At 48.4% G+C, this 23225-nt stretch carries 22 protein-coding genes and 1 pseudogene; 9 read left to right on the top strand and 14 right to left on the bottom strand.

What is annotated here, in order from left to right; genetic code table 11:
• The 11 genes from OXG87_10900 to OXG87_10850 all read right to left on the bottom strand — a co-directional run.
• Positions 1–1836, bottom strand: a 1836-nt coding sequence (locus OXG87_10900) for a 50S ribosome-binding GTPase (protein MCY3870058.1), incomplete at its 3' end; no start/stop codon positions are given.
• Between the two features lie 163 nt (positions 1837–1999).
• Entirely contained in the window at positions 2000–2251 is a 252-nt protein-coding gene (locus tag OXG87_10895; protein MCY3870057.1) for a hypothetical protein, read from the bottom strand.
• Between the two features lie 60 nt (positions 2252–2311).
• Positions 2312–3475 (bottom strand): restriction endonuclease, encoded by a 1164-nt coding sequence (locus OXG87_10890; GenBank protein ID MCY3870056.1) that lies wholly within the window; start codon positions 3473–3475, stop codon positions 2312–2314.
• A 52-nt stretch (positions 3476–3527) separates the two neighbouring features.
• Complete coding sequence (locus tag OXG87_10885) at positions 3528–5003, bottom strand: sodium:solute symporter family protein (protein MCY3870055.1); 1476 nt, start codon at positions 5001–5003, stop codon at positions 3528–3530.
• 72 nt (positions 5004–5075) lie between these two features.
• Positions 5076–6221, bottom strand: a complete 1146-nt coding sequence (locus tag OXG87_10880) for a P1 family peptidase (GenBank protein MCY3870054.1) — start codon at positions 6219–6221, stop codon at positions 5076–5078.
• A 73-nt stretch (positions 6222–6294) separates the two neighbouring features.
• Positions 6295–7410 carry a glycosyltransferase gene (locus OXG87_10875; protein ID MCY3870053.1) on the bottom strand — a complete coding sequence of 372 codons (1116 nt, stop codon included), beginning with the start codon at positions 7408–7410 and terminating at the stop codon, positions 6295–6297.
• A 6-nt stretch (positions 7411–7416) separates the two neighbouring features.
• On the bottom strand, positions 7417–8475 hold the full coding sequence (locus tag OXG87_10870) for an SPASM domain-containing protein (GenBank protein MCY3870052.1): 1059 nt from the start codon (positions 8473–8475) through the stop codon (positions 7417–7419).
• Between the two features lies 1 nt (position 8476).
• Positions 8477–9574, bottom strand: a complete 1098-nt coding sequence (locus tag OXG87_10865) for a glycosyltransferase (protein ID MCY3870051.1) — start codon at positions 9572–9574, stop codon at positions 8477–8479.
• Positions 9575–10355: 781 nt separating this feature from the next.
• Positions 10356–12515 (bottom strand): helix-turn-helix transcriptional regulator, encoded by a 2160-nt coding sequence (locus tag OXG87_10860; GenBank protein ID MCY3870050.1) that lies wholly within the window; start codon positions 12513–12515, stop codon positions 10356–10358.
• 285 nt (positions 12516–12800) lie between these two features.
• Positions 12801–13211, bottom strand: coding sequence for a HEPN domain-containing protein (locus OXG87_10855; GenBank protein MCY3870049.1), 411 nt, complete (start codon positions 13209–13211; stop codon positions 12801–12803).
• Between the two features lie 27 nt (positions 13212–13238).
• Positions 13239–13595 carry a hypothetical protein gene (locus tag OXG87_10850; GenBank protein ID MCY3870048.1) on the bottom strand — a complete coding sequence of 119 codons (357 nt, stop codon included), beginning with the start codon at positions 13593–13595 and terminating at the stop codon, positions 13239–13241.
• A 316-nt stretch (positions 13596–13911) separates the two neighbouring features.
• Between OXG87_10850 and OXG87_10845 the strand changes: the two genes are divergently transcribed.
• On the top strand, positions 13912–14490 hold the full coding sequence (locus OXG87_10845) for a TlpA disulfide reductase family protein (protein MCY3870047.1): 579 nt from the start codon (positions 13912–13914) through the stop codon (positions 14488–14490).
• A gap of 253 nt (positions 14491–14743) precedes the next feature.
• Positions 14744–16036, top strand: a complete 1293-nt coding sequence (locus OXG87_10840; protein ID MCY3870046.1) for an NCS2 family permease — start codon at positions 14744–14746, stop codon at positions 16034–16036.
• Here OXG87_10840 and OXG87_10835 read toward each other — a convergent pair.
• Entirely contained in the window at positions 16033–16500 is a 468-nt protein-coding gene (locus OXG87_10835) for a nucleoside deaminase (protein MCY3870045.1), read from the bottom strand. The two genes, OXG87_10840 and OXG87_10835, sit on opposite strands and share 4 nt — an antisense overlap.
• Before the next feature lie 168 nt (positions 16501–16668).
• Between OXG87_10835 and OXG87_10830 the strand changes: the two genes are divergently transcribed.
• The 7 genes and pseudogenes from OXG87_10830 (at position 16669) to OXG87_10800 (ending at position 22760) form a co-directional block, all read left to right on the top strand.
• Positions 16669–17898, top strand: coding sequence for an RNA-guided endonuclease TnpB family protein (locus OXG87_10830; protein MCY3870044.1), 1230 nt, complete (start codon positions 16669–16671; stop codon positions 17896–17898).
• Positions 17899–18259: 361 nt separating this feature from the next.
• Entirely contained in the window at positions 18260–18577 is a 318-nt protein-coding gene (locus OXG87_10825) for a hypothetical protein (GenBank protein MCY3870043.1), read from the top strand.
• Positions 18555–19226 carry a hypothetical protein gene (locus OXG87_10820; protein ID MCY3870042.1) on the top strand — a complete coding sequence of 224 codons (672 nt, stop codon included), beginning with the start codon at positions 18555–18557 and terminating at the stop codon, positions 19224–19226. Before OXG87_10825 ends, OXG87_10820 begins: the two co-directional genes overlap by 23 nt.
• The gene (locus OXG87_10815; protein ID MCY3870041.1) at positions 19192–20715 is read left to right on the top strand and encodes a hypothetical protein; all 1524 of its coding nucleotides are present in this window, start codon (positions 19192–19194) and stop codon (positions 20713–20715) included. Before OXG87_10820 ends, OXG87_10815 begins: the two co-directional genes overlap by 35 nt.
• Before the next feature lie 116 nt (positions 20716–20831).
• On the top strand, positions 20832–21044 hold the full coding sequence (locus OXG87_10810; protein MCY3870040.1) for a hypothetical protein: 213 nt from the start codon (positions 20832–20834) through the stop codon (positions 21042–21044).
• A gap of 15 nt (positions 21045–21059) precedes the next feature.
• Positions 21060–21404: pseudogene (locus tag OXG87_10805) on the top strand (redoxin domain-containing protein).
• Between the two features lie 66 nt (positions 21405–21470).
• Positions 21471–22760 carry an MFS transporter gene (locus OXG87_10800; protein MCY3870039.1) on the top strand — a complete coding sequence of 430 codons (1290 nt, stop codon included), beginning with the start codon at positions 21471–21473 and terminating at the stop codon, positions 22758–22760.
• A gap of 60 nt (positions 22761–22820) precedes the next feature.
• Here OXG87_10800 and OXG87_10795 read toward each other — a convergent pair whose 3' ends face one another.
• Both OXG87_10795 and OXG87_10790 read right to left on the bottom strand, forming a co-directional pair.
• Complete coding sequence (locus OXG87_10795) at positions 22821–23117, bottom strand: hypothetical protein (protein MCY3870038.1); 297 nt, start codon at positions 23115–23117, stop codon at positions 22821–22823.
• Positions 23107–23225, bottom strand: a 119-nt coding sequence (locus tag OXG87_10790) for a BrnT family toxin (GenBank protein ID MCY3870037.1), incomplete at its 5' end; no start/stop codon positions are given. The genes OXG87_10795 and OXG87_10790, both read right to left, overlap by 11 nt.

Genomic DNA, 23225 nt, shown 5'->3' with positions numbered 1-23225 from the left:
TATGATAAGGTTCCCACTATCTTTATGTCCAAGCTGATTCAGTGCTTCATTGAGTAGGTCTCGGTGAAGACGTTTCTGCTGTTTGTTGAGCGACCAAGCCAGAGTCCTTTGTACATCTGCCAGCTTGAAGAGGTTCGATGCGATAGCAGAGAGGTCTTTGAGAAGGACATTAACTTGATTTTTCAGGATATCCTGAAAGAACCAATCATTGAGTTTCTTTTGGACATTACTTTCTATCTTGTTGACGTCGCTATTGAGTCTCCTTTCAAGTTCTTTGCGTTGCTTACTGGCCTTTTTTTCGCGGTCATCGAAGAGCCACCGTGATAAGAGCGTACCTATCACGCCAACTGCTACCGCGGCCAAGGTGAGGGGATTGCTAGCAAGGAAGAGGGCAGCAAGACCAAGACCACCTGAAAGAATTGTGGTCCCCCAATTCCAAGCACGTTTTGTATCGAATATAGAATCCATGCTAATCCTGCGATTACCAGCAAATTCACCGACGAAATTCAGTTCGACTTCAAGTTGTCGTGCGACCTCTGACAGTTCAGCTTTACATTCATTCTGGATTTGTTCGACAAGTTTCCTTGCTTTCCTCTCGATGCCTTGCTTTTTTATTAAGCGATTCCAACGATTACCAGCATCTGACCGATCATAGTAATCCTCCGCAAACCCTGGGATTTCAGCACGAAGAGAGTTCATTTCTTTTTTTATAAACGTATCAATGCGTTCTTTGCCACTTTTGTGAAATCCACTAGACCACGATTTGACCTGGCGCCTCTTGTCAATGAGAACTCTGCCACGGGACGAGTTCTGAGCACTAAAATCCAATAATTTATCACTAAATTCAAGCATCGGGACTACAGAAATGTCGATGAAGCTCTTCCATTTCAGAAATCTCCCGCGGTTAACCACCTCCGAGATAATTTGTTTTTCGACGTAGTCGAATCGGCTTGCGCGTGCCAACTCGTTCTGTTGCGTCTTGTACTGCGGCTGTTGAGATAGGAATCTCGATAGCAAATGGGTGTAAATAAACCTGATTCTACTGCCCGGACTGTATTTGTCCACAAACTCGCGAAACTGTTTAACGATATCGTTGAGTTCTCGCCTTTTGTGATAGAACCAATCTTTTCTCAAAAAGAGGAGCATATCTTCCGCATTTTTGATGCCCTGATGAAAGTTACAGATACCCAGAATTGGCTTCCCTTGTGACCTCACGCGTGCGAGGCACCTCGCTTCCGCGTCCTGCGGCGCACTTTCGGTGATTAAAAAAAGCACCAGGTCTGACTGTACGGCAGCCTCGAATGCCTTTTCTTCGTCCTCACGGCCTTCATCATCAGATGCGGCTACGCCGGGCACATCAGTAATCTTGAGGCCTTTCCAGCTATAGCTACGCACATCTCGGGTAGTACGTTGGCTTCCCTTGCCGATGGATGAACCATCGCCATTGGTCAAAATCTCCATGAATGTCGACTTACCGGCCAGCGTGCGACCAAAGAGAGCAATTGAAAATTCGTCCAATTGTGCGTGTTTCCCCTCCAACAGGCGCATCTGTTCATTGTGTAAAGAACCGAGTTCCAATACCACTTGTTGTAGTTGTTTTTGAATTTGGTTTTCAATTTCGTTTGTTTGGATATTGCCATCATTCAGAGTTTCCAGATGTGATTTTAATTTCGAAACTTCTCCGTCTATCGCGAACTTGATTTCATCAAGGTTGGCACTTGCAAGCCGGTATCCTTTGCGGGCTACACGACGGCATTTTTTAAGGGTTTGCCGCAACTTGTTTTCGTCATACCATCTTCTGAAGTATCTGGAGATTCTCGAGGTTATTTTATTCATTATACTATCCTTCGATTAACATAACGGGTATTCAAAGAATTTCGTAGCGTTTCGGGTAATACCAGGTCTCCATTGGAGTCTGTGTCAATAGTAGTCTTTCAATCTTGACTGGCAATCAACAGTATGATTGTCGGTACTCCATCATCTGAAACCATTCCGCGAATCACCGACGAACTCTTTTTCGGAAATAGGTTTCAGATCCAACTCGTTCAAAGAAAATAGGAGAATTCAATCCTTCAGTATTTCTTTGAAGGACAATATCTCTAATTGAAGAGCCAAACCAAATGTGTCTACTTTTAGGATCAATCCCTGCTGTTTGTCCAATTCGATCTGAGAGATTATGCTGCTTTTGGTATTCCTCCCAGATCTGTTTGGCTTCGCGCGAATCAGCTTGTGTCCAGGCTGGATGTTTCATCGTCAAAACCTCCTTTTTGGAAAGGTCCGCGGCGATATTTTCTGCATTTTCAAGAGGCGGTTAGAACAAGAGTTGACCGCCAAAGCGCAACAGAAAAGCGGCAACATCCTCGCCAATAAGCAAATAAACGGGCTTCCCTGTTTTTTGCTGCAGTTGATTAAGAGCCGTGTCAAGTGCTTCGGAACCAGAGGAGGCTGTGGATACAATGATCCCCATGTCTGCATTCCAATAGTCAAGTGCCTCTTGAATTTGATCTACGGCTTTGGTTTCCCACATCTCGCCTTCAAAGGATTTCACTTGAACCACGCAAATGCGCTGTTCTTGTATCTCCAGAATGGGTATCTCCCATTCAAAAATTACCTGTAGGTCTGCGCCGTGTTCTCCGGCACCACCTTGTTCCTTCACTTCTTTGACTCCGGGAACGTTCCGGAAAATTTCTGCAATCGGGAACTCGAGCTGGGAACCTGGATGCGTACGCTGAATTTTCTTTGTGATATCGGATAGAATATCCTTTTTGAGCCAATCGATATTCGTTTCCGGTGTACTAAGCGTGCCTTCTTCACCCCTTTTCAAACACTCGATAAGAAATTCAAATTTCTCATGCAGATCGTAGATGCGCCACCATCGTCCCCGCAGTTTGAGCTTCCTTCTTAGCTGGGGGTAAACGATTGTGTTGTTTCGGTCAAAGACGCAAACCGACTCGGGATCAACGTGGAAACGATGGTTGAAATTATCATCTTCGTAGCTCCAAAAATAGGGGCCGGTGACACGGGCGAGAGTACACTTGCCCCATTCAGGTATATTGATATAAACTACATAGTCTTCCTCTTTGATATCGAGTAGAAAGGGATGATAACAATCCCATTCTTCGCATGTAAGGCTATCCCCATTATCAATTCTGGCCTGTAACGTTCTTAAGTTAGCAGTTTTTTCATAGCTCCAACCGAAACGTCCCACTCCATTCTGCAGAGAGTTGTAGGTCATAGCATCGCGAGCGGGATCTTCCGAGTACATCAGTGCATAGATCGTGTAATCGCTCATTTCATTATTCCTTCCCATTTTTTTGAAACGACCTGCCTTGATATCGGCCCGTACTTTTTGGGCGAGTTTGGCGAGTTTATCTTGTGATGCGGCAAACGCTTCATCCCATCGGCGTTCATCTCCGAGTTCTTCAAGAATTATACTTGCGATAGCCTCCTGCTTTTCAGGGGGAAGTTTAGACACTTCAAGGAGTGCTTTTTCGAGAAGTTGGGTCCTGATAGCGTCTCCTTTTAATTTATCTATCGGATGAACCTCGAAGTGGATTTAGAGCACCCAGGCGGTTTGTATAGGGGAGAGGTGCTCCTGACGTATCGCTCAAGGGCAAGGGTGGATCTGTTTTTGCAGTCGCTTTGGTTATGATGATAAGCGCGAGAAGGCCGACTGGTACTGCGAGGAGGTCGGCGGGGTGATCGGGCGCGATTTGAAGCAGGATGAGATAGGCGATCGCACCTGAAATCATCGACCAGAGCGCGCCAGAACGATTGGCGTTGCGCCACCAGATACCCGCAGTGAGAGGCACAAAGAGGGTCGCCAGTAAGATAGACCAGGAATCGACCATCAGCGTGTAAACCGTGTCGTGCGAAAGGGCGAGATAAAGCGCGATAATGCCGAGGATGGGGACGCTCAGGCGGCACAGGCGAAGTTGGGTTCGCGCGTCAATGTCGGGGCGCAGGTAACGGATCAGGTCGTTGCCGATCACGCTGGCAGGGGCGAGCAGGGCGCTGTCTGCGCTGCTCATTAGCGCGGAGATCAAAGCACCGATAAAAATGGCCATGCCCAGTGGGGGAAGATAGGTTTCTGCGAGTTTCATCATCACCTGCTCGGGATCGGCCAGATTGGGAAATGTGAGGGTGGCTGCAATGCCCAGAAAAACGGGCAAGAGACCAACGGTCAGGTAGATAATCCCAGAGAGATACGCGCTGTTCTGGGCGACGGATTCGTTTCGGCTGGATAAGCTGCGTTGCAAAAGGTCCTGTCCTGCGAGATTGCCCAGGCCAATTACCAACCAGGCGCGCGCATAATTAAACCATGTAGTCATGTCTGCATCTCGAGGATAGAGATAAAATTGGTCATCGGGCAGCTGCGCTCGAATGGCGGCCCATCCCCCCATGTCGCTCAAAAGAACGGGCGTCATAAAGATTAGCCCCAGGGTTAAGACGGCCACCTGAATAAAGTCAGTCAGCGTCACCGCCCACATGCCGCCTACGGTTGTATAGATCAGCACAATAGCAGCACCCAGACAGGTGCCTAATACCGCATCCAATCCCGTGAGCGCGTGGATAATTTTCCCAAATCCCACCATTAGCGACGCAACCCAGCCCAGATAGGCCGGAATCGTACACGCTGCGGCGACCACACCGGCTGTTTTGCCAAATCTCCGTTCAAAAAATTCGGCAATGGTTGAAACGCCCATGCGTCGCATCATCCGTACGTAAAAAAGGCCCGCGAGAAATAGACACAGGGCTGCGCCAAAGGGATCGGCAATGATGGCTAAAAAACCACCTTTGTAAGCCGCGCCTGCTGCGCCGAGCACAGTGCCCGTGCCAAACCAGGTGGCGGAAAGCGTGCCCGTGGCCAATAAGATGCCCAAACGCCGACCCGCAACGACAAAATCGGCAGAATCTTTGACGCGCCTGCCGGCATAGACGCCAACCAATAGGGTGAGGAAAACATAGGCGCAAAGGGCAGTGATGATGGGTATTTGAGACATAGAGCACCTCGGATCAGGATTTTCAGGATGAAAGGATGTTCAGGATAAGCGGTCAGATATTAGCCTGAACTACTACCGCTGTTGCATATCGTTGTGTTGATTCATCCGACCATATTTTTTAAGCACCTTGACCAATTTATCATGCGGTAACGCGGGCATTGTGCGGTTGTCTCGGCCCGTCATCGGTCCTGCCACGCACATGGCGTTGACAATGGCTTCTTCGGTAGCTTCAATGGTGGCCTGGAAGATGGCGTTTAGCCGACCATCGCGTAGTGTGGTAATTGTATCGCGGTCAGCGCGGGTGCGAGGTAGGCGATAGGCGGTTGAAAAGGCAATGGCGAAATCTCCGCTACTGGTGCGGGAAACCGTGCCCGTGCGACCAATGCCTATGGCGGCGCGTTTGCACAGGCGGCGCAATTGATGTGGCACCAGGGGCGCGTCGGTGGCTATGACCACGATGATTGAGCCATCGCGCGTTGGGGAAGCCTGAACGGGCAATTCGCGTCCTGCGGGAACACCGGCAATGAGGAGTTCCCGCCTGCGCCCACAGTTGGCATTGACGAGCACGCCTACGGTATGTCCATCTGGTACAACGCGCGAGGCTGTGCCGATGCCCGCTTTGAATCCATACGAGCGCATGCCCGTGCCCGCGCCAACCGAGCCTTCGGATACCGCGCCGCCTGTGGCGATTTCAATGGCTTCGACAACGTGATCGACTGTGACGTGTCGTCCGGCAATGTCATTGAGACCGCCGTCGTAACATTCGGCGACTACGGGTAGGGGAACCCGGCCAGCGCCTTGTTTGAGCATGTATGCGACTACGCCGCTATAGCCTTCCCCCACAGATAACGTATTCGTAAGTACAATGGGCACTTCGAGTTGCCCGCGTTCGTTAATCCAGGCCATACCCGTCATTTCACCATTGCCATTGAGGGATTCGGCTGCGGCGAATACATTATTTCGATAGATATCCTCACCGTGCGGGACAATGGCGGTAACGCCCGTTCGCACGGGCCCTTTGCCCACGACGAGTTCGCCACTACCTTCGATTAATGTGACGTGACCGACGAGAATGCCTTCGACATCGGTGATGGCGTTGTATGTACCTGTGGGCAAGGTGCCAATCTGAATGCCGAGATCCCGGGCACGCGGGCGCTGTGCATAAGATGGCATTGCAAGCAGCAAGCTGAGGAGGCAGAACAGGGTTTTGGTGATCATAGGGTACCTCATAGAGCAATGGTCTTTGGGCAGCAACCAGTTATAAACCGTTTCACACTTCATACTTCACACCTCAATGGTCTCGGCCTTTCCACGTAAATCCACGCAGGGTTCCCGCGAGGCCGATGAGAATGGTGTAGGGGATTTGCACGATCTCCCAGAAAGGAAACATGATGAGTAGATCCGCACGCTTGAAGATATGTACGCCTTTTCCCGCCACGAGCAGATCTACCAGTACTTTCGCGCCCCAGCAGATCAAGGGCAGTGTGTATGTACCGTCTGTTATTGAGATGAGAAAAGCAGCGGGAATGAGCGCGTTGGTCAAAAAGACCACTGCAATATAGGAAAAAAAAACGAAATTGATACGCAGTTGATACGCAGCGTTAGATGCCCATCGCTTGCGTTGTTGCCAGAGCGATGATGGGGTTTCTGGGCGATGAGTGATTGCGAATGCGCCGGGATCAGTGGCAAATGCAATGCGTCCATCCCATGCCCGGCGCAGCAACTGGAGCAATAGCACATCGTCGCCAGACGGGCGGTGTGCGATGTCGCGGAAACCGCCGACTTTTTCAAAAAGACATTTGCGATAGGCGAAATTTTGTCCCGAAGCAGCCAGGGGTCTGCCCACCCCGACGGCGCCTGCCGCCGCCGCCATGAGGGTGAGAAAATCATAAGCCTGCAAGCGGTCGAAAAATGAGCGCGATGTAAGTTGTGAAAATCCGATGACAACGCCAATATCAGTCGCCATATAAGACGCCATACTGGCGATCCAGGTGGGTGGCACTGTGCAGTCGGCATCGGTGGTGAGGATCCATTCGCCCCGCGCGCAGTGAATGCCAACGGACATCGGTCGTTTCTTTGCCGTCATTTCTGGAAAGCTGTTATCCACAGACAAAAGGTGGAGATTGTCCAGATGCGTGGAGGCGACAATTTGGGATGTATTATCTGTTGAGGCGTCGTCAACGACGAGGATTTCAAATCTGTCGGTTGGATAGGTCTGTTGTTTCAGAGAATCGAGGCACAGACCGATATAATCCGCTTCATTTCGGGTGGCAATAACGATAGATATAAATGGCGTTTCAGCAGTGCGCGGCTGGTTGTTTAGGCGGAATAATCCGAAAAAAAAACACAGTGCGACGAGGGTGTAGAGGACTGTAGAGAGCAGCAATAAGTGGTGGATGATATCCATAGTTTATCAGTGCTCAACTTTTTCTATGTCGTAAAACATGCCCTTCACCCCTTCTGAGCAGTTGTTGCATATCGGCACAGATTTGCGGTCTTTGAGGATGGCGTTTCTGAAGTCCGTGTATTTTTGACCGGTCCAGATCTGGTCGAAGTCCGATTCATTGAGGGCGTCGCCGAGGCCGTAGTGAACATCTTTGTCAAAGCAGCAGGGCGATACAGCGCCGTCCCAATTGATGACAGTGCTGTACCACAGGTGGCGACAGGTGTTGCTGATTTTGCTTTTGGTCGAGAGGTGGTCGGCAGTGTAATCGTAGCGGCTGAATTTCTCTTCAGAGGGCAAGAAGGTCTCTGCATCGGATTCGGTATAAACCTGGGCTGTTTTGAGCGAGAGGCGATCTACGCCTAACTCCCGAGCGAATTTGCGTGCGGCTTCAATTTCGTGTTCGTTGTGTTTCATAATTATAAATTGCAGGTGGATCAGGGGATAGCTGCTTTGCAGGTCGCTTTTGGCCTGAACAAGGAGGCGGATGCCTTCGAGTACGCGGTCAAAATTGCCCCCCACGCGATATTTGACATAGCTTTCGGATGTGACGCCATCCAGAGAGACCACGAGTTCGGAAAGGCCGGAATCGACGATGTCTCGAGCGGTTTCCAGGTTTTTGATGTAGTGGACATTGGTGCTGGTCAGTGTGGGGACATTGTGCGCGGAGGCCAATCGGATCATGTCGGTGAGGTGTTTATTGATAAAGGGTTCGCCCTGATTCCACAACATGAGGAGCAGAAGGTGATCGGCCTGTTGCTCAAAGACCTGCTTGAAGTGTTCAAACGGCATAATGCCGCGCTCGCGGGTCATGTCGCCATTGCCAGAGGGGCAGAGTGGGCATTTGAGGTTGCAGAAATTGGTGGGTTCGACCATGAGCACAAAGGGTTTGCCCATGCGAATATCCCGCCGAAATAGATTGGAAAGGGCGTAGGACGCAATCACTCTTGAGGCATTCCATATTCGCCGGGGCGTGATTGCGCGATGGTATCGCATGAAGGTTTCGGGCAGGAGTTTGATTGAGAGCATATTATTTCCATTTGAACGGTGAAAATGTGCCGAGCGCGCAGATGATGACAATATAGGGTATGATCAGGATTTCGAGAACTGGAAACCACAGGAGCAATTTCGGGCTTTTGAACCGGATACTGCCGAAGAACAAAAAAACGGCATCGGCAATTATTTTTATCCCCAGGCAAGAGCCGACCACATAAAATAATTCGGTATTGACCCAGAACAAAATGGGCAGCGTCGCCAGAACGACATGGAATATATACACCGCAAGAGCCAGAATCAAGGTGGGAATGCCGTAGTGAATGGTTTTGGATTGGTAGCGCACCTGTCGATTGATGAGATTGTCTGGGTGAGACGCTGAGGGGACAAATGCATCGGCGTCTGTGTTGAACCGAATTTTCCACGCGCTTTTTTGTGCAATTTGGCGCATGAGCAATACATCGTCGCCGCCGATGATATGTCCGATGTCGTTAAAGCCGTTGACCTCATCAAAGGCGTTTCTGCGATAAGCCATGTTGCGCCCCGAACAGGTGAGCGGAAATCCAATGCCCGCGCTGCCCGCCGCGAGAGTTGAGACAATGAGTGCCTGGAGAGATAGCAGGCCCGATAGTGCTTTTTCGCTTTCCAAGAGGGGGGCGTGGCCGATGACCATGCCGATGTTGGGCGCAAAGTGCGCGAGGTTTGACACAATCCAATTGGGACCGGGCCGACAATCGGCGTCTGTTGTAAAAATAATATCTCCACGCGCGTGTTTAATGCCCTGCCACAGGGCGTTTTTTTTTGGGCAGATATAGTTCTGCTGTGTGACAGATACGCGACTCAGGTTGGGTAAACAGCGCGTCCATTGATCAATTCGAGCGGCGGTATCATCTGTGGATCGGTCATCTACAACGATAATTTCCAGATGATCGTCAGGATAGGTCTGTGCAGCCAATGCCCGCAAACATGCATCGATGTTGGTGGCTTCATTGCGAGCCGGCACAACAACGGAAACAGATAGACGCTGGGTATTTACGGCCCGCGATCTGCGAAAAAGACCGAATAAAAAAATGGCGATCAGCGTGATGTACACAGCGCAAAGGCTTGTGGTGATATAGATTGCAAGGTCATGCATGATAAGATACAAGGGGCATCAAGAGACAAGTTTCGTTATAGAAGGACAAAAAAATAAAAACACAAGGGAACAAGATTGCGAGGATATCCTTCGACTCCCACAGATGAAATAACCAGATAGACCTATCCAAGAACCTCGTAAGAATCACATATCCAAAAAGTCCCGATTTGAGGCACAGAGAACGCAGAGAGTTCTGCCATTACCGTTACGCCCTTCGAGTTCCTGACGTCGTCTAGTATCTCACTCGCTACCCAAGCTGTATAGCTGTGTAATACATCTTCACTCGATGACTGTTCATGTATCGTGACTTTACCCCACCTTCCTTTGGAGAGAGGTCCCAAAAAGGCCGACACCATTGATGATATTGGGGGCAAATTTAACGAAGTCATAATATCGACCTCTATTCTCTTTTCCCGAAGAACTCCTATTACGGTGACTTGCTCGGAATCTGGGTCTGGACTAATTGATATAATGGGATCTTGTTGTTGTGTGCGTCTTTGGGATAGCGAAACGATATCTGAGTCTATGGAAAAGTTATCCGGTACGCGACGTATTATAACACCTGGACGAATCTTAACCGTGATTACACCAGAACTATTTTGCTTGCGAACGAGATTGCGTGTCCAGGAAGTATTGCAGTCGTGTATAGGCCAAGGTGAGCCAAGATCGTCAAAAAAGACTTTCGATCCGCAGTCGCATTGAAAAAAGAAAACAGGATCTCTACAGTCAGGACATTTGGTTGGCCAAGTAACAGAATTGCACCACCATCCATGAGTTGCGTTCATTGCTCGTCCTCCTTAACGTCGAGAATGTCTGAGAGGGTCTCCAGGATTTTTTTCCATTCCCTTGCAACAAGTTCAATAAGTGCCTGTGCTATTGCCACGATGTCTTCGGTGTCACTAGCAAACCAATCTTGGTGATGCGCTAATACCCGACCACGATACCCTGAACCTGCCCCCCATTCCCTGATACAACTATACCAGAGTTCTGCATCGAACTGCATATACTCAGTATGGATTGTCCTTCCCAATTCTTGACTTTTATGAAAAAGAGATTCTGCTCCAGACTCGATTATCCAGAGAGCCTGTCTCACCAGACTGAAAGCTTCCTCTAACTCAGGATCTTGGAGGAGATTCTCTGCGACCATCTTGAAAGCCTCCAATTTGGGACCCACAGCCCCTGCAGCCGTTGCTCGGGCACCATAGCCGAGTTGGTGAGCATAATCAAGGTTATACCACTCTCCTTGACGACGTACGCTTGCCTGCACAGAACTGGCGTAGGCCCTTCCGATGGCTGAGAGCAAGCTATCCTGTAGATTTTTGGTGAAGGGATCAATTTGTTCGTTGTGTTTTTTCCATACTAACAGTCGTCTAGCCGCCTGTTGCTGTATCTCTTGGACCTGTGCCTTTTCAGAATTTTGCACCAGATCATTGGCCCCATCTATCGCCTTCTTAAGATTTTCACAGTGTTTTTCCCTCAGACCATTAACCAATTTTAATAGAAAGATACTGAGGTGTTCAGGTTCATCTTCATACGAATTGAAGAATTCGACGCGCACATCGGGGACGTTCAGGTCTATTAGGCGCATTTCAACTTGGTCCCCTTTGAGGTCATACCCTTCGTCCACAGTTTCGGCTTTAAACCCTGAGTCGTCCTTCACAGCTAGAGCTTCATTAGGACGTGGCAACGTCAAAACCGCGGTCTTAGTCTCTAAATTAGCGCATTGCCCTTCTTTTGCCCTTTCTAATAGCTGTTGCACCGAGTTTGAGGGAGCATTATTAAAATACGAACAAAGGACTACAATAGTGTTAGGGGCATTAAAATGTTTTTCTAAATCACGACGTTCGGCTGTGCTGTCAATACCTTTGGTGTCCACAACGCGGATGAATAGCGACTCCTCTCCAAGAATTCGTTGAGGCACGGTGATATCGATACGTTTTGGTATGGAAAACTCGGGATGCCTCCCGTTGTTCACCTGCTCAAAGTTTTTCTGCAACCACAGTAACGACTCCTCGCTGGAGATTTCGGAGTACCAGAGTTCGCGCCTTGTCCTCTTCTGAAGATCCATTTTGGCCAAAATTTCGGCTGCAAGAGTATTCGGATCTGCGTATCTCTCAGCTAGGTCCTTGGCGGGGTCTTGGATCTCCCTTATTTTTTTACTACCAGGCCCTTGCTTTGTTCTAACTTTCCGCTTAATAGTAAGTCCACTCATGTTTCGAATTGCCCGCACTATCTCTTTTGAAGTTCCATGTGCATCTTGATCTCCTACTTGCTCTTCATGATGTGTATCCGCGGAAGGTAGGAGGAAATGCGCGAATTCAAGGACCTCTCTGCGAAGCTCGTTTTCCCCCATAGGTTCAACGGTGAATCCGTATTGAGGTCCCTGCACGAGATGAACTTCGCATACGGTCACACCACCGCCGCCTACCTCAAGTACTGGTACGAAAGTTTTCCCTTTTTGTACCTCAAGATCAGCTACGCTACATATAGCCGTAGATTTTCCTACTCCAATGTCCCCTACAAACGCGATAGTATGCTCTGTCTCTAAGACGAGACTTGTAGCAATTTTAAGTTCATCTTGGAACGCTTCCAAACGTTTCACAAATACGTTCTTAATATCAGGTTTAGCTGAAAGCTCTTCTATATTTTGGAGTGCCTGTTCTGCATCCCAAAGAAGTGGCTCGTTGGGGTGTCCGAGCGGCGGCTTCTGTAACTTCTGCCAATCGCGCTCGGCTGTCTCTTGGAATCGTAATGCTTCCTTAGTGCCGATTGCTTCCAATATGGAGTTTAGTTCATCGGCGACCAAGGGCCTTTCGCCCGATTCCACGCGCGAGAGAACTGCTGGACTCCAAGTCACCTTTTGAGCTAGTTCATTCTGCTTGAGACCAGCTTTGTCCCTGAGACGTGCAATGTACTTGCCCACTTCAGCATCAGTATTCATGGTATCCTCCTTGTGATGTATAAAACGTTTCAGGGGAATATACATAAAAGAAAAATTTTTGTCAATATTTTTCTACAACATTGCTACAACGTTTTCAAAGTTCACAGTAGTTGGTCGGGCTAAGTTTCAAGCCTAGATGCCTAAGACAACTCACAAATCGGCTGACTGGTGTTTTGGATGGGATAATCGGTTAAAAACTTCTATCACATAATAAAACCGCGCTTAGATGTCACTTATGGACACCTGAGCGCGGTTTTATTAAGAATGGGTATAGGAAGCCCTGTGCTAAACTATGTCTCCCTCCATTTTTTTAATATAGTTGCTAATTGCACCCTTGATTTGGTCTCGATCTGATCCGTTACAGCACTGTTCCAGGTCTTCGATAATTTGCTCGGTAATTAAAACTATCTTCTGTACACTTCCCGAATTTTCGTGTTCGACTAAATCAAGTTCATAATCAGCCTGGTTTCTCCATCCCTTTAAATCTCCGATATTGCTTCCTGCGTGTTCCACCGTGGGATTGCCAGCATTCCCAAGATATTTATAAACATCACCGTGCGCCCCAGGCCCTTTCGAAATCTCAAATCCCATATCAACAAGGAGTTTGCGTGCAACATGAAAAGCTGCATAATAAGCACGACTTACAGCAGATCGCAATTCTGCTGCCTCATCCGATTGGGCCAGGTCGTTTGCCACTCGTAAAAAATCTTTTGGATCCATATGTTAGGCAAAACTAAAATTGAATCGCAACAGGTTTCTTTCGGGCCAGGGGATCTCGGTGACCAATAGGCGAGTGTAGTTGTTATATTCAGTCAAGAAGTTGGCTGTATCCGGGACTATAATATTTATTTCAATCCATTTCTCATCGTCCTCTGGATCTATAACGAGCCGCAATTTGATATTTTGGATCGCAGAGAAACAGCGTATAACAAATTCCTGCGCCAGATCCAGGGCCCCTGAAAGGTTGTTCTCGATACAAAATTGTCGAACTTCAGAAGGTATTCTTACCTCTTTTATTTTTGCTTTTTTTAAAGCTAATGGTGACTCTATAGAATTGGCAATAGCTTCTGGCGAACTCATGTCACGTCCCCTTTTGGGCAATTTCTACGCCTAAATCAAGTAATTCCCGAAAGATCTCTGACAATTTATTGACCAGCAGTATTCCTTAAATTTTCAGAAGATAACTTATGGTTGAGAATATAGACCAAGATACGATTAACAAAGTGAAAAGAGAAATGGAACTTGTCAAGTTTTTTGTTTTTAATGGACATTTCATAACCCCCTGTTTATTTTCGATAATTGGCTTATCTGCGCATAGACGGACGAGAGGTCACCAGATCTTTTTACAAACGCAGCCAATGCCATTTTTCAAACCATTTAACCGAAGGAGAACGTCATGAAATATCTATCCATCGGTTTAATCCTTGTGCTGGCGTTTTTTGTCGTCGAATGTGGGAAGAACCAGAAACCGACCAGATCTCCCGACCTGTCTTCTGAGAGCCAAACAGTCCCATCTCCCAGTCAAGAAACAACAGTTACATCCGTTCCTATTGGTATTCAAATGGGGCAAAGAGCACCCGACTTTACCCTTAAAACTATCACTGGTGAGCCTTTCAAACTTTCTGAACAACGCGGCAAGCCCGTTTTCCTTAACTTTTGGGCAACATGGTGTGGGCCTTGTCGTGTCGAAATGCCCGACATGGAAAAGTTACAACAGGCTATGGGGGATCAGATCCTGATCGTTGGTATTGATATTAGAGAATCGTTTTCTACTGTGCAGAATTTTCTCCGATATCGCAGATACACCTGGACTTTTGTTCTCGATTCAGACGGAGCTGTTGCCGAGGATTACGAGGTTGCAGCCATTCCCACCTCCATTTTTATTGATGCCAAAGGTGTGATTGTCCGAAAGTTTCGCGGTACACGAAGCTATGCGACTTTCCTGGAAGCAGCACAACAAGCAATTGACAATTGAGCGGTGTTACCGAATGGACCGCCTTCTCCCGCCTTCATATGAATCCGGGAGAGTTCTATGGCTCTGCTTAAATGGCTGAGCGTTGCGTAACCCACTAAACTGACGGCAGTGAGAATAATACCACGGATACCTGTATCCTGTCCATATTTTTCACTGTCCCCTGATGCAACGGCCTGGCGCAGATATACTCTATCCAGCCTCAGAGACATCCGTTCTATCTGAGAATCCACAATGCAGAGAGGAACACGGAATAATGAGCTTTTTTCAGTTGGAAGAGCGGAACTCAAGCGTGCGGCAGGAAGTTCTGGCTGGTTGCACCACATTTTTGACCCTATCGTATATCATCTTCGTGAATCCGCTGGTGCTGGAAGGCGCGGGAATGGACACTGGCGCGGTGCTGGTAGCCACTTGTCTCGCCGCGGCGTTCGGGTCTGCGGTCATGGGACTTTACGCCAACTATCCCATTGCACTGGTCCCGGGGATGGGTCTGAACGCCTATTTCGCTGCGGTCGCGGTGGGCACACTGGGATTGTCCTGGCAGGTCGCGCTCGGAGCGGTGTTCTGTTCTGGATGCCTGATGCTCATCCTGTCCGTGCTTCCAGTGCGGGAGTGGGTCGTCAACAGCATTCCTCGCTCACAGAAGATGGCTATCGCAGCGGGTATCGGATACTTCCTTGTCATTATTGGATTGCGCAACGCAGGGATTGTGGTAGCCAGCGAAGCCACGCTGGTCACGTTGGGCGATCTGGCTCAGTGGACAGTGGTGCTGGCGGGTCTCGGATTTATTGGAATCGTGGCGCTCGAGCACCGGAAGGTGCCTGGCTCTGTGCTGATCTGCATTCTGGTTGTGGCATTGGTGGGTTGGATAGGGGGGCTGTCGCCAGCACCGGAATCCGTGGTAGCGCTACCACCTTCGCTGACTCCAACAGCGTTGCAACTGGACATTGTCGGGGCATTCGAGATAGGCTTGATCTCAATCGTATTCGCATTCCTGATGGTGGATCTATTTGACACCAGCGGCACGCTGGTTGCAGTACTCAACGAGGGAGGATTGACCGATAGCGCTGGTCGGGTTACAGGGCTGCGCCGTGCCCTTGTAGCGGATAGCTCCGCCACTATAGTTGGCGCACTCCTGGGCACGTCAACCACGACGTCAAGTATCGAGAGTGCGGCAGGGGTGCGGGCAGGTGGGCGGACTGGGCTTACGGCTCTGGTCGTGGCGGGGCTTTTCCTGGTCGCGCTTGTGTTCGCACCAGTGGCGACTGCGATTCCGGTTTACGCGACTGCCCCAGCGATCGTGTTCGTAGGGTGTGTCATGGCGCGTGCTCTCCGACACATAGAATGGGAAGATCTGACTGAGTGCGTCCCCGCCATCGTGACTGCAATCGCGATGCCTTTCACCTATTCGATTGCCACAGGGATCGGTCTTGGATTCATCTTCTATGCTCTCATTAAGGTGTTGGGCAGGCGCCGCCATGAGCTGAATTTGGCAGTAGTTACGGTGGCGGTGCTATTCGCGATCCGGTTTGTGGTCGGGTCACTTTAGTACTCAATGCGGTCTATCTTTTCCTGCCACTCCTTGAAGACCGCTAATGCCTGATCGCGCAGCAATTGATGGGAGGGGATTTGGCGTTTGGCTCGCGGCAGTTGCAATTCCTGATAAAAGAATTGGTCGTCGAAGCCGATATTTCTGGCGTCTTCAGCGGTATTGGCAAAATAAATTTTCTCGATTCTGGCCCAGTAGATGGCGGCGAGACACATGGGGCAGGGTTCGCAACTGGTGTAGATTTCGCATCCCGCGAGGTGGAAGGTGTCGAGCTTGAATGCCGCTTTTCTGATGGCCATGATCTCCGCATGGGCTGTGGGGTCTTTGCTGGAGATCACCTCATTATATCCCTCCGAAATAATTCTTCCATCCTTGACGATAACCGCACCGAATGGGCCGCCTTCTCCCGCTCTCATATGAATCTGGGAGAGTTCTATGGCTCTCCCCATGAATTCCTGCTGCATTCCAATATCTCCTTTTCCCTTGATATTTTGTTAAGGGACTTATATACAAAACAGCCGAGATTTAGCGAAGTGAGGTGAATTTTAAAGACAATAATACTTGCATAAATCATTGAAATTATTTATATTTATAGTATAATTGCATCTTGAATTGTATTTTGGAGTAAAGCAATGAGCGTCATGCACGTACAGCGAGGATATAAGTATCGTTTGTATCCGAATAAATATCAAAAACACATGTTAAATAAAACTTTTGGGTGCGTGCGGTATGTGTATAATCACGGTTTGGAGCAGAAAGAAAAATCATATAAAGAAGTGGGACGTAGTGTGAGTCACGGGGAATTGATGAAAGAATTGACAGCGATAAAAAAAGAGCCGGATAAGGGATGGTTGAATGAGGTATCTGCGGGAGCGTTACAAGAATCGTTACGTATTTTGAAGAATAGTTACGAGCGGTTTTTTAAGAAACAAAGTGGAAAGCCTCGTTTTAAGAGTAAGAGTAATAAGCAGAGTATCCGTTATGATCGGACGCGGTGTAAGGTGACGGAACGCGGTGTGAAGTTACAAAAGATAGATGGGGATATAAAGGTACGATTTCATAAGAGATTATCTGAAGCCTGTGAATTACGTAATATGACAGTAACGAAAGACAGTCTGGGAAGGTATTTTGTGAGTATTGGCGTCATAGAGCCGATTAAGCAACTGGATCCCATTGATACTAAAACCGGTATAGATTTAGGATTAACTCATCATACGGTATTGAGCAACGGTGAGAAGGTAGATAACCCACGCTTTTTTGATAAACACTTTAAGCAACTACGTAGAGCGCAACGTGCGTTGTCCCGTAGGAAGAAGGGATCGAAAAACAGGGAAAAAGCGCGACGAGAAGTAGCACGGATATATGCAAAGATTGCAGATAGTCGGAGATATTTTTTGCATAAGTTGTCAACGCGGCTGATACGCGAGAACCAAGCTATCGGTGTAGAGACATTACGTGTAAGAAATATGATGAAGAACCGACGACTTGCCCGCATGATCGGTGATGTGTCATGGTCGGAGTTTGTGCGCCTGTTGAAATACAAAGGCATGTGGTATGGACGAAGAGTAAGGAAACTCAATGCATACTATCCGAGTAGTAAGACCTGTTCAGTGTGTGGTCACGAACTCGACAACCTCCCATTGCATGTCCGAGAATGGGCGTGTCCCGTATGTGGCACCCACCATGACCGCGATGTGAATGCGGCAAGAAACATTCAGAAGAATACGGTTGGTATGACCGAAATTGACTTGTCTTCATCCGGAAGCCAAGTGAACGCCTGTGGAGTGAATGTAAGACCAGCCAGTATGGTGGCAAAACACGATGAAGCAGGAAATATACGAACAGCCTTGCCGGCCGTTTAGTATATAATTCCCTTTGTTAAACTAAAAGAAAAAATATAGAAAAAATGAAAAAGCGGCACTGAGAAATTCCCAGTGCCGTCTTTTTTCTATCTAAACTGAACGTGAGATGAGCATTTGTATCTACTTCACGTTCACGCAGGAGGCACCGCCATTGGTATTTGCCCCCGTCCTACCTCAGAGACATCCGTTTACTTTGTGATTTGGATCGTTGAGCAAACCGGCATGGTCGAGATTTGCATCGCCACCACCGGAAACCGCCGTGATGGTTCCTCCGTTCAGACGTAACGAGCTCTGGGCGACAGATATTCCGTCTCTATCTAAATCACTCCCGACAACACAGTACTCAAGGACAAGTCTCTCTGTGCCGTCTTTTTTTGTAAATGGACAGATTAAGAAGATAGCTTATGATTGGAATAGAAAGAAGAAAGTCGGCAACAAAGTGAAACAAGGAATAAAGCTTGTCAAGTGTTTTTTCTATTACAATAGACGTTTCATAACTCAAAAAATTTTCTTGATTTTGGATAATATGACTGAAGTTTGGACAATGGGAGACAATTTTACAAATCAGTTGACAGGTATTTATCATGCGGGTATTATCGAGTTGGATTTGGGCAAGCGCGCAGGTGCGTATTTAAATAATGGTGAAAGGAGTAGAAATGGATCTGAAAGCAGTATCTGATCAAATTGAAGGAAAGCTATCCGATCTCTTTAAGGAATTACACTCGGGCATATCCGAGCGCGAAGATTCCCGAGCCTTCGGTGCCATGATCGAAAAAAGGATTACTGATAACTGGGAGTGCATCTGCTCAGAACTTGGCTATACTGCTCTTGATCGGCCAGGCAGACGTACAATCTTTGATTTCGCCTTTCATGAGGCGGGCCTTCTTATTGGTATCGATGTTAAGACCAAGGATTTGGACTCGACCCGCTATTCTGATGGAGGTATCTGTGCTGTTGGAAACCTTCTCAAGTTTCTAGCCAATGACAATGGAGTCTTTCTGATAGCCGAGTTTGGACACAACAAGTCGTCAGAACGAAGCAATACGCGCGATATTGAATACATCCGTGTTGTACCTTTTAGTATGCTTCCTCAAGATGCCTACAGAATTGAGAATCTTGGTACTGGTCAGGTCCGTCTCAACTACACAGTCAATCAGGTTTGGGATGAAATCACTTGGGATCGGGATATCACGGAATTTTATGAGTTATTTATTGATCTTGCGATTCGGCATTACCAGAGGGTAAGTCGTGATGCCATGAACAGAATCGCATCACTAGAAGAGTTTAGGAACAATGGCTACAAATATTTTACATTCTCACGCCGTTGAAGTCGGACAGGTTTTTACTCCGATTAAATGGGCAGAATGGCTTATCGAGCGGTGGGGGATTTTCGATTCGTGGATTGATGGGGCTTCTATTTGTGACCCAACTGCGGGACAGGGCGCTTTCGCGCTCGCTCTGTTCCGTCTCGCCCGATCGAGAGGTGTTCCGGTGTCGCCAGAGCTTCTTTCGCGGCTGACTTTGATCGAGGTACGTCCATCGCATCTTCAGGCATTTCAACTTAAAGCGCGTCAGAAATTCGCGATTGATTTTCCTCCGTCTCAGCTTCTCGCTTTAGATGTGATTACAGATCCCCCGAATACCGATTACGATATCTTATTTGGCAACCCGCCGTGGGCAAATTTCACGGATTTATCCGATTCATATAAGGAGAGACTCAAACCTTATTTTTTAGCAGAAGGTCTGGTCCCCGATAAAAAACAGGTTCTTCTCGGTTCCTCTCGCACCGATATAGCGGCACTGGTGTTGAAAGTCGTACTGGGCAAGTTGCTGCGCAAGAATGGGATAGGATGTTTCTATCTCCCACTTTCTCTTTTCTCGGGCGGTGATGCCCACAAAGGGTTCAGGGACTATGTTGCCAATGATCGGAGATTTGCGGTAGATGAGGTCTGTGAATTTTCATCGACGAAAGTGTTTGAGGGGATAGGCACATCCTATTGCTGCGCCAGGTTTCGCATGGATGTGCCGCATAAATTCCCTGTCAGGTATTTCAGAGAGCGGGGAGGGGAGTGGATTGAACACCGTGCGGTTCCCCTAAAGGTCCCTGATGATCAGTGGCGCGTTCTTCAGCGCGGAGATACTACTGATCTCGGCGCCATCAAAGTCGAATTGTCTTCTGATCAGAAACCGCGCCAGGGCGTGAATACTTGCGGCGCGAATGCGATTTTCATGTTCGAGGAAAAGCCAACGCATCTGCCCGGGGAATTTCTCTTTCCGCTTGCGACAAAGGAGATCTGGAAGAATGGAGACGTGGCTCCACATAAATGGGTTTTGCTTCCGTATGATATAAATACAGGACGACCACTTTCGTGGGCCAGCATTGAGCAATATGCCGAACTGAGACAATATCTCATTGAGGTTAAAGAAAAACTGGAGAGTCGGAAAGGCACTTTAATCCGATCTGCTATTGCCAAAGGCGCCTGGTGGTCGTTGCTCGGCGTTGGCCCATATTCTTTTGCGCCCTATAAGGTTATATGGGAGGCTTATGGTAAGAGCGATTTTCATCCCATCATCTTGAGCAGTGAGAAGGGGCAAGTGTGGCAAGCAAACCAGGCCCTGCAAGCGTTTATTCCCTGTTGGAATGAGGCCGATGCCAGACGAATTTGTTCTGCACTTCAACATCCGGGTATTCCCGCTTTGTTGAGACAACTCAACGGAGAGGGGAAAAGCAACTGGGCGCAGCCGGGAAAGATCAGGAAGATTCTATCATTGGGAGAGCCAGAGGTTGATCAATTACTACTTTTCTCAGATAAGTGAAAGGAGTTACACAAAGGCACGGACGGTGTACAACTGCGACGCCTCACCAGCAGTTTCAAGACCACGGAGAAGGGGTAGATGAACTGACCGCGTATGTTGATATAGAGGAGATTTTTATGAAGAAAATAATCTGGGTCGCATTGCTGATAGTATTTGGTACTTTTGGATGGGGGCACGCGCAATTGCCCGATGCGCCCAATAAAGTGCGTCCCCTGATGGTTGGCGATGAAGTTCCCGCGCTGAGGCTCGCCGATGCGAATGGACGGGATTTTGATCTGGGCGCGCACAAAAAACCGACGATTTTGATTTTTTATCGGGGATACTGGTGACCGCATTGCCGACGGCAGTTGGGACAACTGCAAGAACTGAAGTCACAGTTGGATGGTTTGGGTTTTGAAATTATTGCTATTGCGCCCGATCCGCCTGAAAAATTGGCTGAGGTGCGCGATCGCGTGGGTCTCGATTTTGCGTTATTATCGGATGTGGAATTTGAGGCAGCAAAGGCTTATGGCGTTGCTTTTATGAATAATAGAAAGCGCTCTTTGCCCGTACCATCGGTCTTTGTGATTGCACCCAATCGCAAGATCCAATTTCAATATATTAATCCCAATTATCGCGAGCGCATTGACGACGATGTGCTCGTGACGATGGCAAGGGCAGTGGCGCGCGATTTTGAGATTGGAAGGTAAAAGAGCAGAGGCTATAGCGGTAGACGACATTCTCCGCGCTATGAAGATTGGATTTGAAACTCGACTATGCGCATTAGAAGAACGGGAAAATTTGTCATCTCCTTTCGAGGATCCCTTGCTCCCCTGGGCAACCGCGGTTTTCGCTACCTGATCTTGAGCAATATGCTCTGGTGGCAGGCCATGTGGATGGAAATGATTGTCGTGGGATGGCTCGTTTTTGAGATTACCCACTCTGCGTTTGACGTCGCACTGATTGGCTTTTACCGATCTATTCCCCTGTTGCTCATCGGTTTTATCGCCGGGCCATTGATCAATAGCGTTGGGCGCGTTCGCATCGTGATTTTCTCGCAATGGCTCAGCGTACTGGTTCTCGCAGCCATTATCCTGCTGCTCTGGACCAACCAACTGGCAGTCTGGCATCTCGCGATTGGCGCGGTGTTATTTGGCACCTCGTGGTCTCTTAACTGGACTGCTCGTCGCGCCCTGGTACCCGATCTGGTAAGCAAGCAGCGCACGGTTGAAGCGATGATGCTCGAAAGCTTTACCCAAAATATCGCTCGCATGATTGGTCCTTTTTTAAGCGGATATATTTACGCTTTATTTGGCGTATTGGACTGTTATATCACTATTTTTTTTATCTCCCTTATCTCATTCCTGATCATGCTGGGCGTCAAAGTGCCGCGTCATCCCGCGATTCTCAAAACTTCTCCGTGGACGCTGATGCGCGAAGGCTTGCAATACATACGCACCAGCCAGCCGATTATGGGGACGCTGCTCATTACTGTGATCATGAATTTTCTGGCGTTTCCCTACCAGACCATCCTGCCCATTTTTACACACGATATTCTTCACAAGGGGCCACTTGAATACGGTGTGCTGGGCGCGTGCAATGGTATTGGGGCGTTTTTTGGCCTTTACGCGGTCAGTGTGTTGCGCTCGCGCCTCAGTCGCGGTTGGATATTTTCCGCTGGATCGCTTTTCCAGTCCCTCGCGCTGTTTGTCTTTGCCTTTAGCACGTCCTGGGTTGGTGCGCTCACCCTGTTCGGCACGTCGATTGCCTTTCCACTCGCGATCTTTCTCCTCATACTTGCCGGCATTGGGCATGCATTTTTCAGTGTGATGCAAAGCTCGATTATGCTTATCGCTGCCCGCGATGACATGAGAGACCGCGCAATGGGTACACTCGTCCTCGCCATTGGCGCGGGACCACTTGGTAGCCTGCAAATTGGCAAACTCACCGAAGTCTATGGCGCGCCTATTGCCCTTGGCTTGCACACCAGTGTTGCCATGGTTACAACTGCACTGGTAACGGCTCTTTTGCCCGGGTTCCGAGCGCGTTTGGATGAGATAAAATAAAAGCCTCACAGAGAATTCTACGAGGCTTGCTCAAAAATGGGATGATTTGTACAGTAATAATTATTGCGGTTTTGGTTCCTGACTTGCCTCTGCCAAAGCTTCGGTGATTATTGCTTCACTGATACCGCGTTTTTTTAGGTTATTAACCAAAGCGGGTAGGATCTCCTGATCTAAGCGTTCAAGATCCACACGCAATCCCTGACCGACGTAAGCTCGAATGAGTGGTTGGTATCCGGAGAAGCCCAGCATTGGTGCAACTTGCTTTAGATCGTCAATGACATCTTCGGGAAACCGAATGGATACGGTGGTCATAGGACGGTTTTTCCTCAGGCGACTTTTTAATTTGTCAATTTTCATAGTCAAATCTTTCCCTTCGAGTTGCTTTACGGGCTGAAATGATCCGAATTTCATCATTTTGTATTTCAATGTGAACGACGAATAGTAAATTCCAGCGCGTATCCAGCC

The sequence above is a fragment of the Gemmatimonadota bacterium genome (assembly GCA_026706845.1).
Classification (GTDB): domain Bacteria; phylum Latescibacterota; class UBA2968; order UBA2968; family UBA2968; genus VXRD01.
This window is presented reverse-complemented; position numbering and strand designations above follow the sequence as displayed.

Excerpts from the sequence above, each read along its gene's own strand:
- OXG87_10845 (MCY3870047.1), top strand. The coding sequence starts at position 13,912 with ATGAAATATCTATCCATCGGTTTAATCCTTGTGCTGGCGTTTTTTGTC.
- OXG87_10895 (MCY3870057.1), bottom strand. The coding sequence starts at position 2,251 with ATGAAACATCCAGCCTGGACACAAGCTGATTCGCGCGAAGCCAAACAG.
- OXG87_10830 (MCY3870044.1), top strand. The coding sequence starts at position 16,669 with ATGAGCGTCATGCACGTACAGCGAGGATATAAGTATCGTTTGTATCCG.
- OXG87_10860 (MCY3870050.1), bottom strand. The coding sequence starts at position 12,515 with ATGAATACTGATGCTGAAGTGGGCAAGTACATTGCACGTCTCAGGGAC.
- OXG87_10865 (MCY3870051.1), bottom strand. The coding sequence starts at position 9,574 with ATGCATGACCTTGCAATCTATATCACCACAAGCCTTTGCGCTGTGTAC.
- OXG87_10835 (MCY3870045.1), bottom strand. The coding sequence starts at position 16,500 with ATGCAGCAGGAATTCATGGGGAGAGCCATAGAACTCTCCCAGATTCAT.
- OXG87_10885 (MCY3870055.1), bottom strand. The coding sequence starts at position 5,003 with ATGTCTCAAATACCCATCATCACTGCCCTTTGCGCCTATGTTTTCCTC.
- OXG87_10870 (MCY3870052.1), bottom strand. The coding sequence starts at position 8,475 with ATGCTCTCAATCAAACTCCTGCCCGAAACCTTCATGCGATACCATCGC.
- OXG87_10800 (MCY3870039.1), top strand. The coding sequence starts at position 21,471 with ATGCGCATTAGAAGAACGGGAAAATTTGTCATCTCCTTTCGAGGATCC.
- OXG87_10810 (MCY3870040.1), top strand. The coding sequence starts at position 20,832 with ATGAAGAAAATAATCTGGGTCGCATTGCTGATAGTATTTGGTACTTTT.
- OXG87_10840 (MCY3870046.1), top strand. The coding sequence starts at position 14,744 with ATGAGCTTTTTTCAGTTGGAAGAGCGGAACTCAAGCGTGCGGCAGGAA.
- OXG87_10850 (MCY3870048.1), bottom strand. The coding sequence starts at position 13,595 with ATGAGTTCGCCAGAAGCTATTGCCAATTCTATAGAGTCACCATTAGCT.
- OXG87_10815 (MCY3870041.1), top strand. The coding sequence starts at position 19,192 with ATGGCTACAAATATTTTACATTCTCACGCCGTTGAAGTCGGACAGGTT.
- OXG87_10875 (MCY3870053.1), bottom strand. The coding sequence starts at position 7,410 with ATGGATATCATCCACCACTTATTGCTGCTCTCTACAGTCCTCTACACC.
- OXG87_10795 (MCY3870038.1), bottom strand. The coding sequence starts at position 23,117 with ATGAAAATTGACAAATTAAAAAGTCGCCTGAGGAAAAACCGTCCTATG.
- OXG87_10820 (MCY3870042.1), top strand. The coding sequence starts at position 18,555 with ATGGATCTGAAAGCAGTATCTGATCAAATTGAAGGAAAGCTATCCGAT.
- OXG87_10880 (MCY3870054.1), bottom strand. The coding sequence starts at position 6,221 with ATGATCACCAAAACCCTGTTCTGCCTCCTCAGCTTGCTGCTTGCAATG.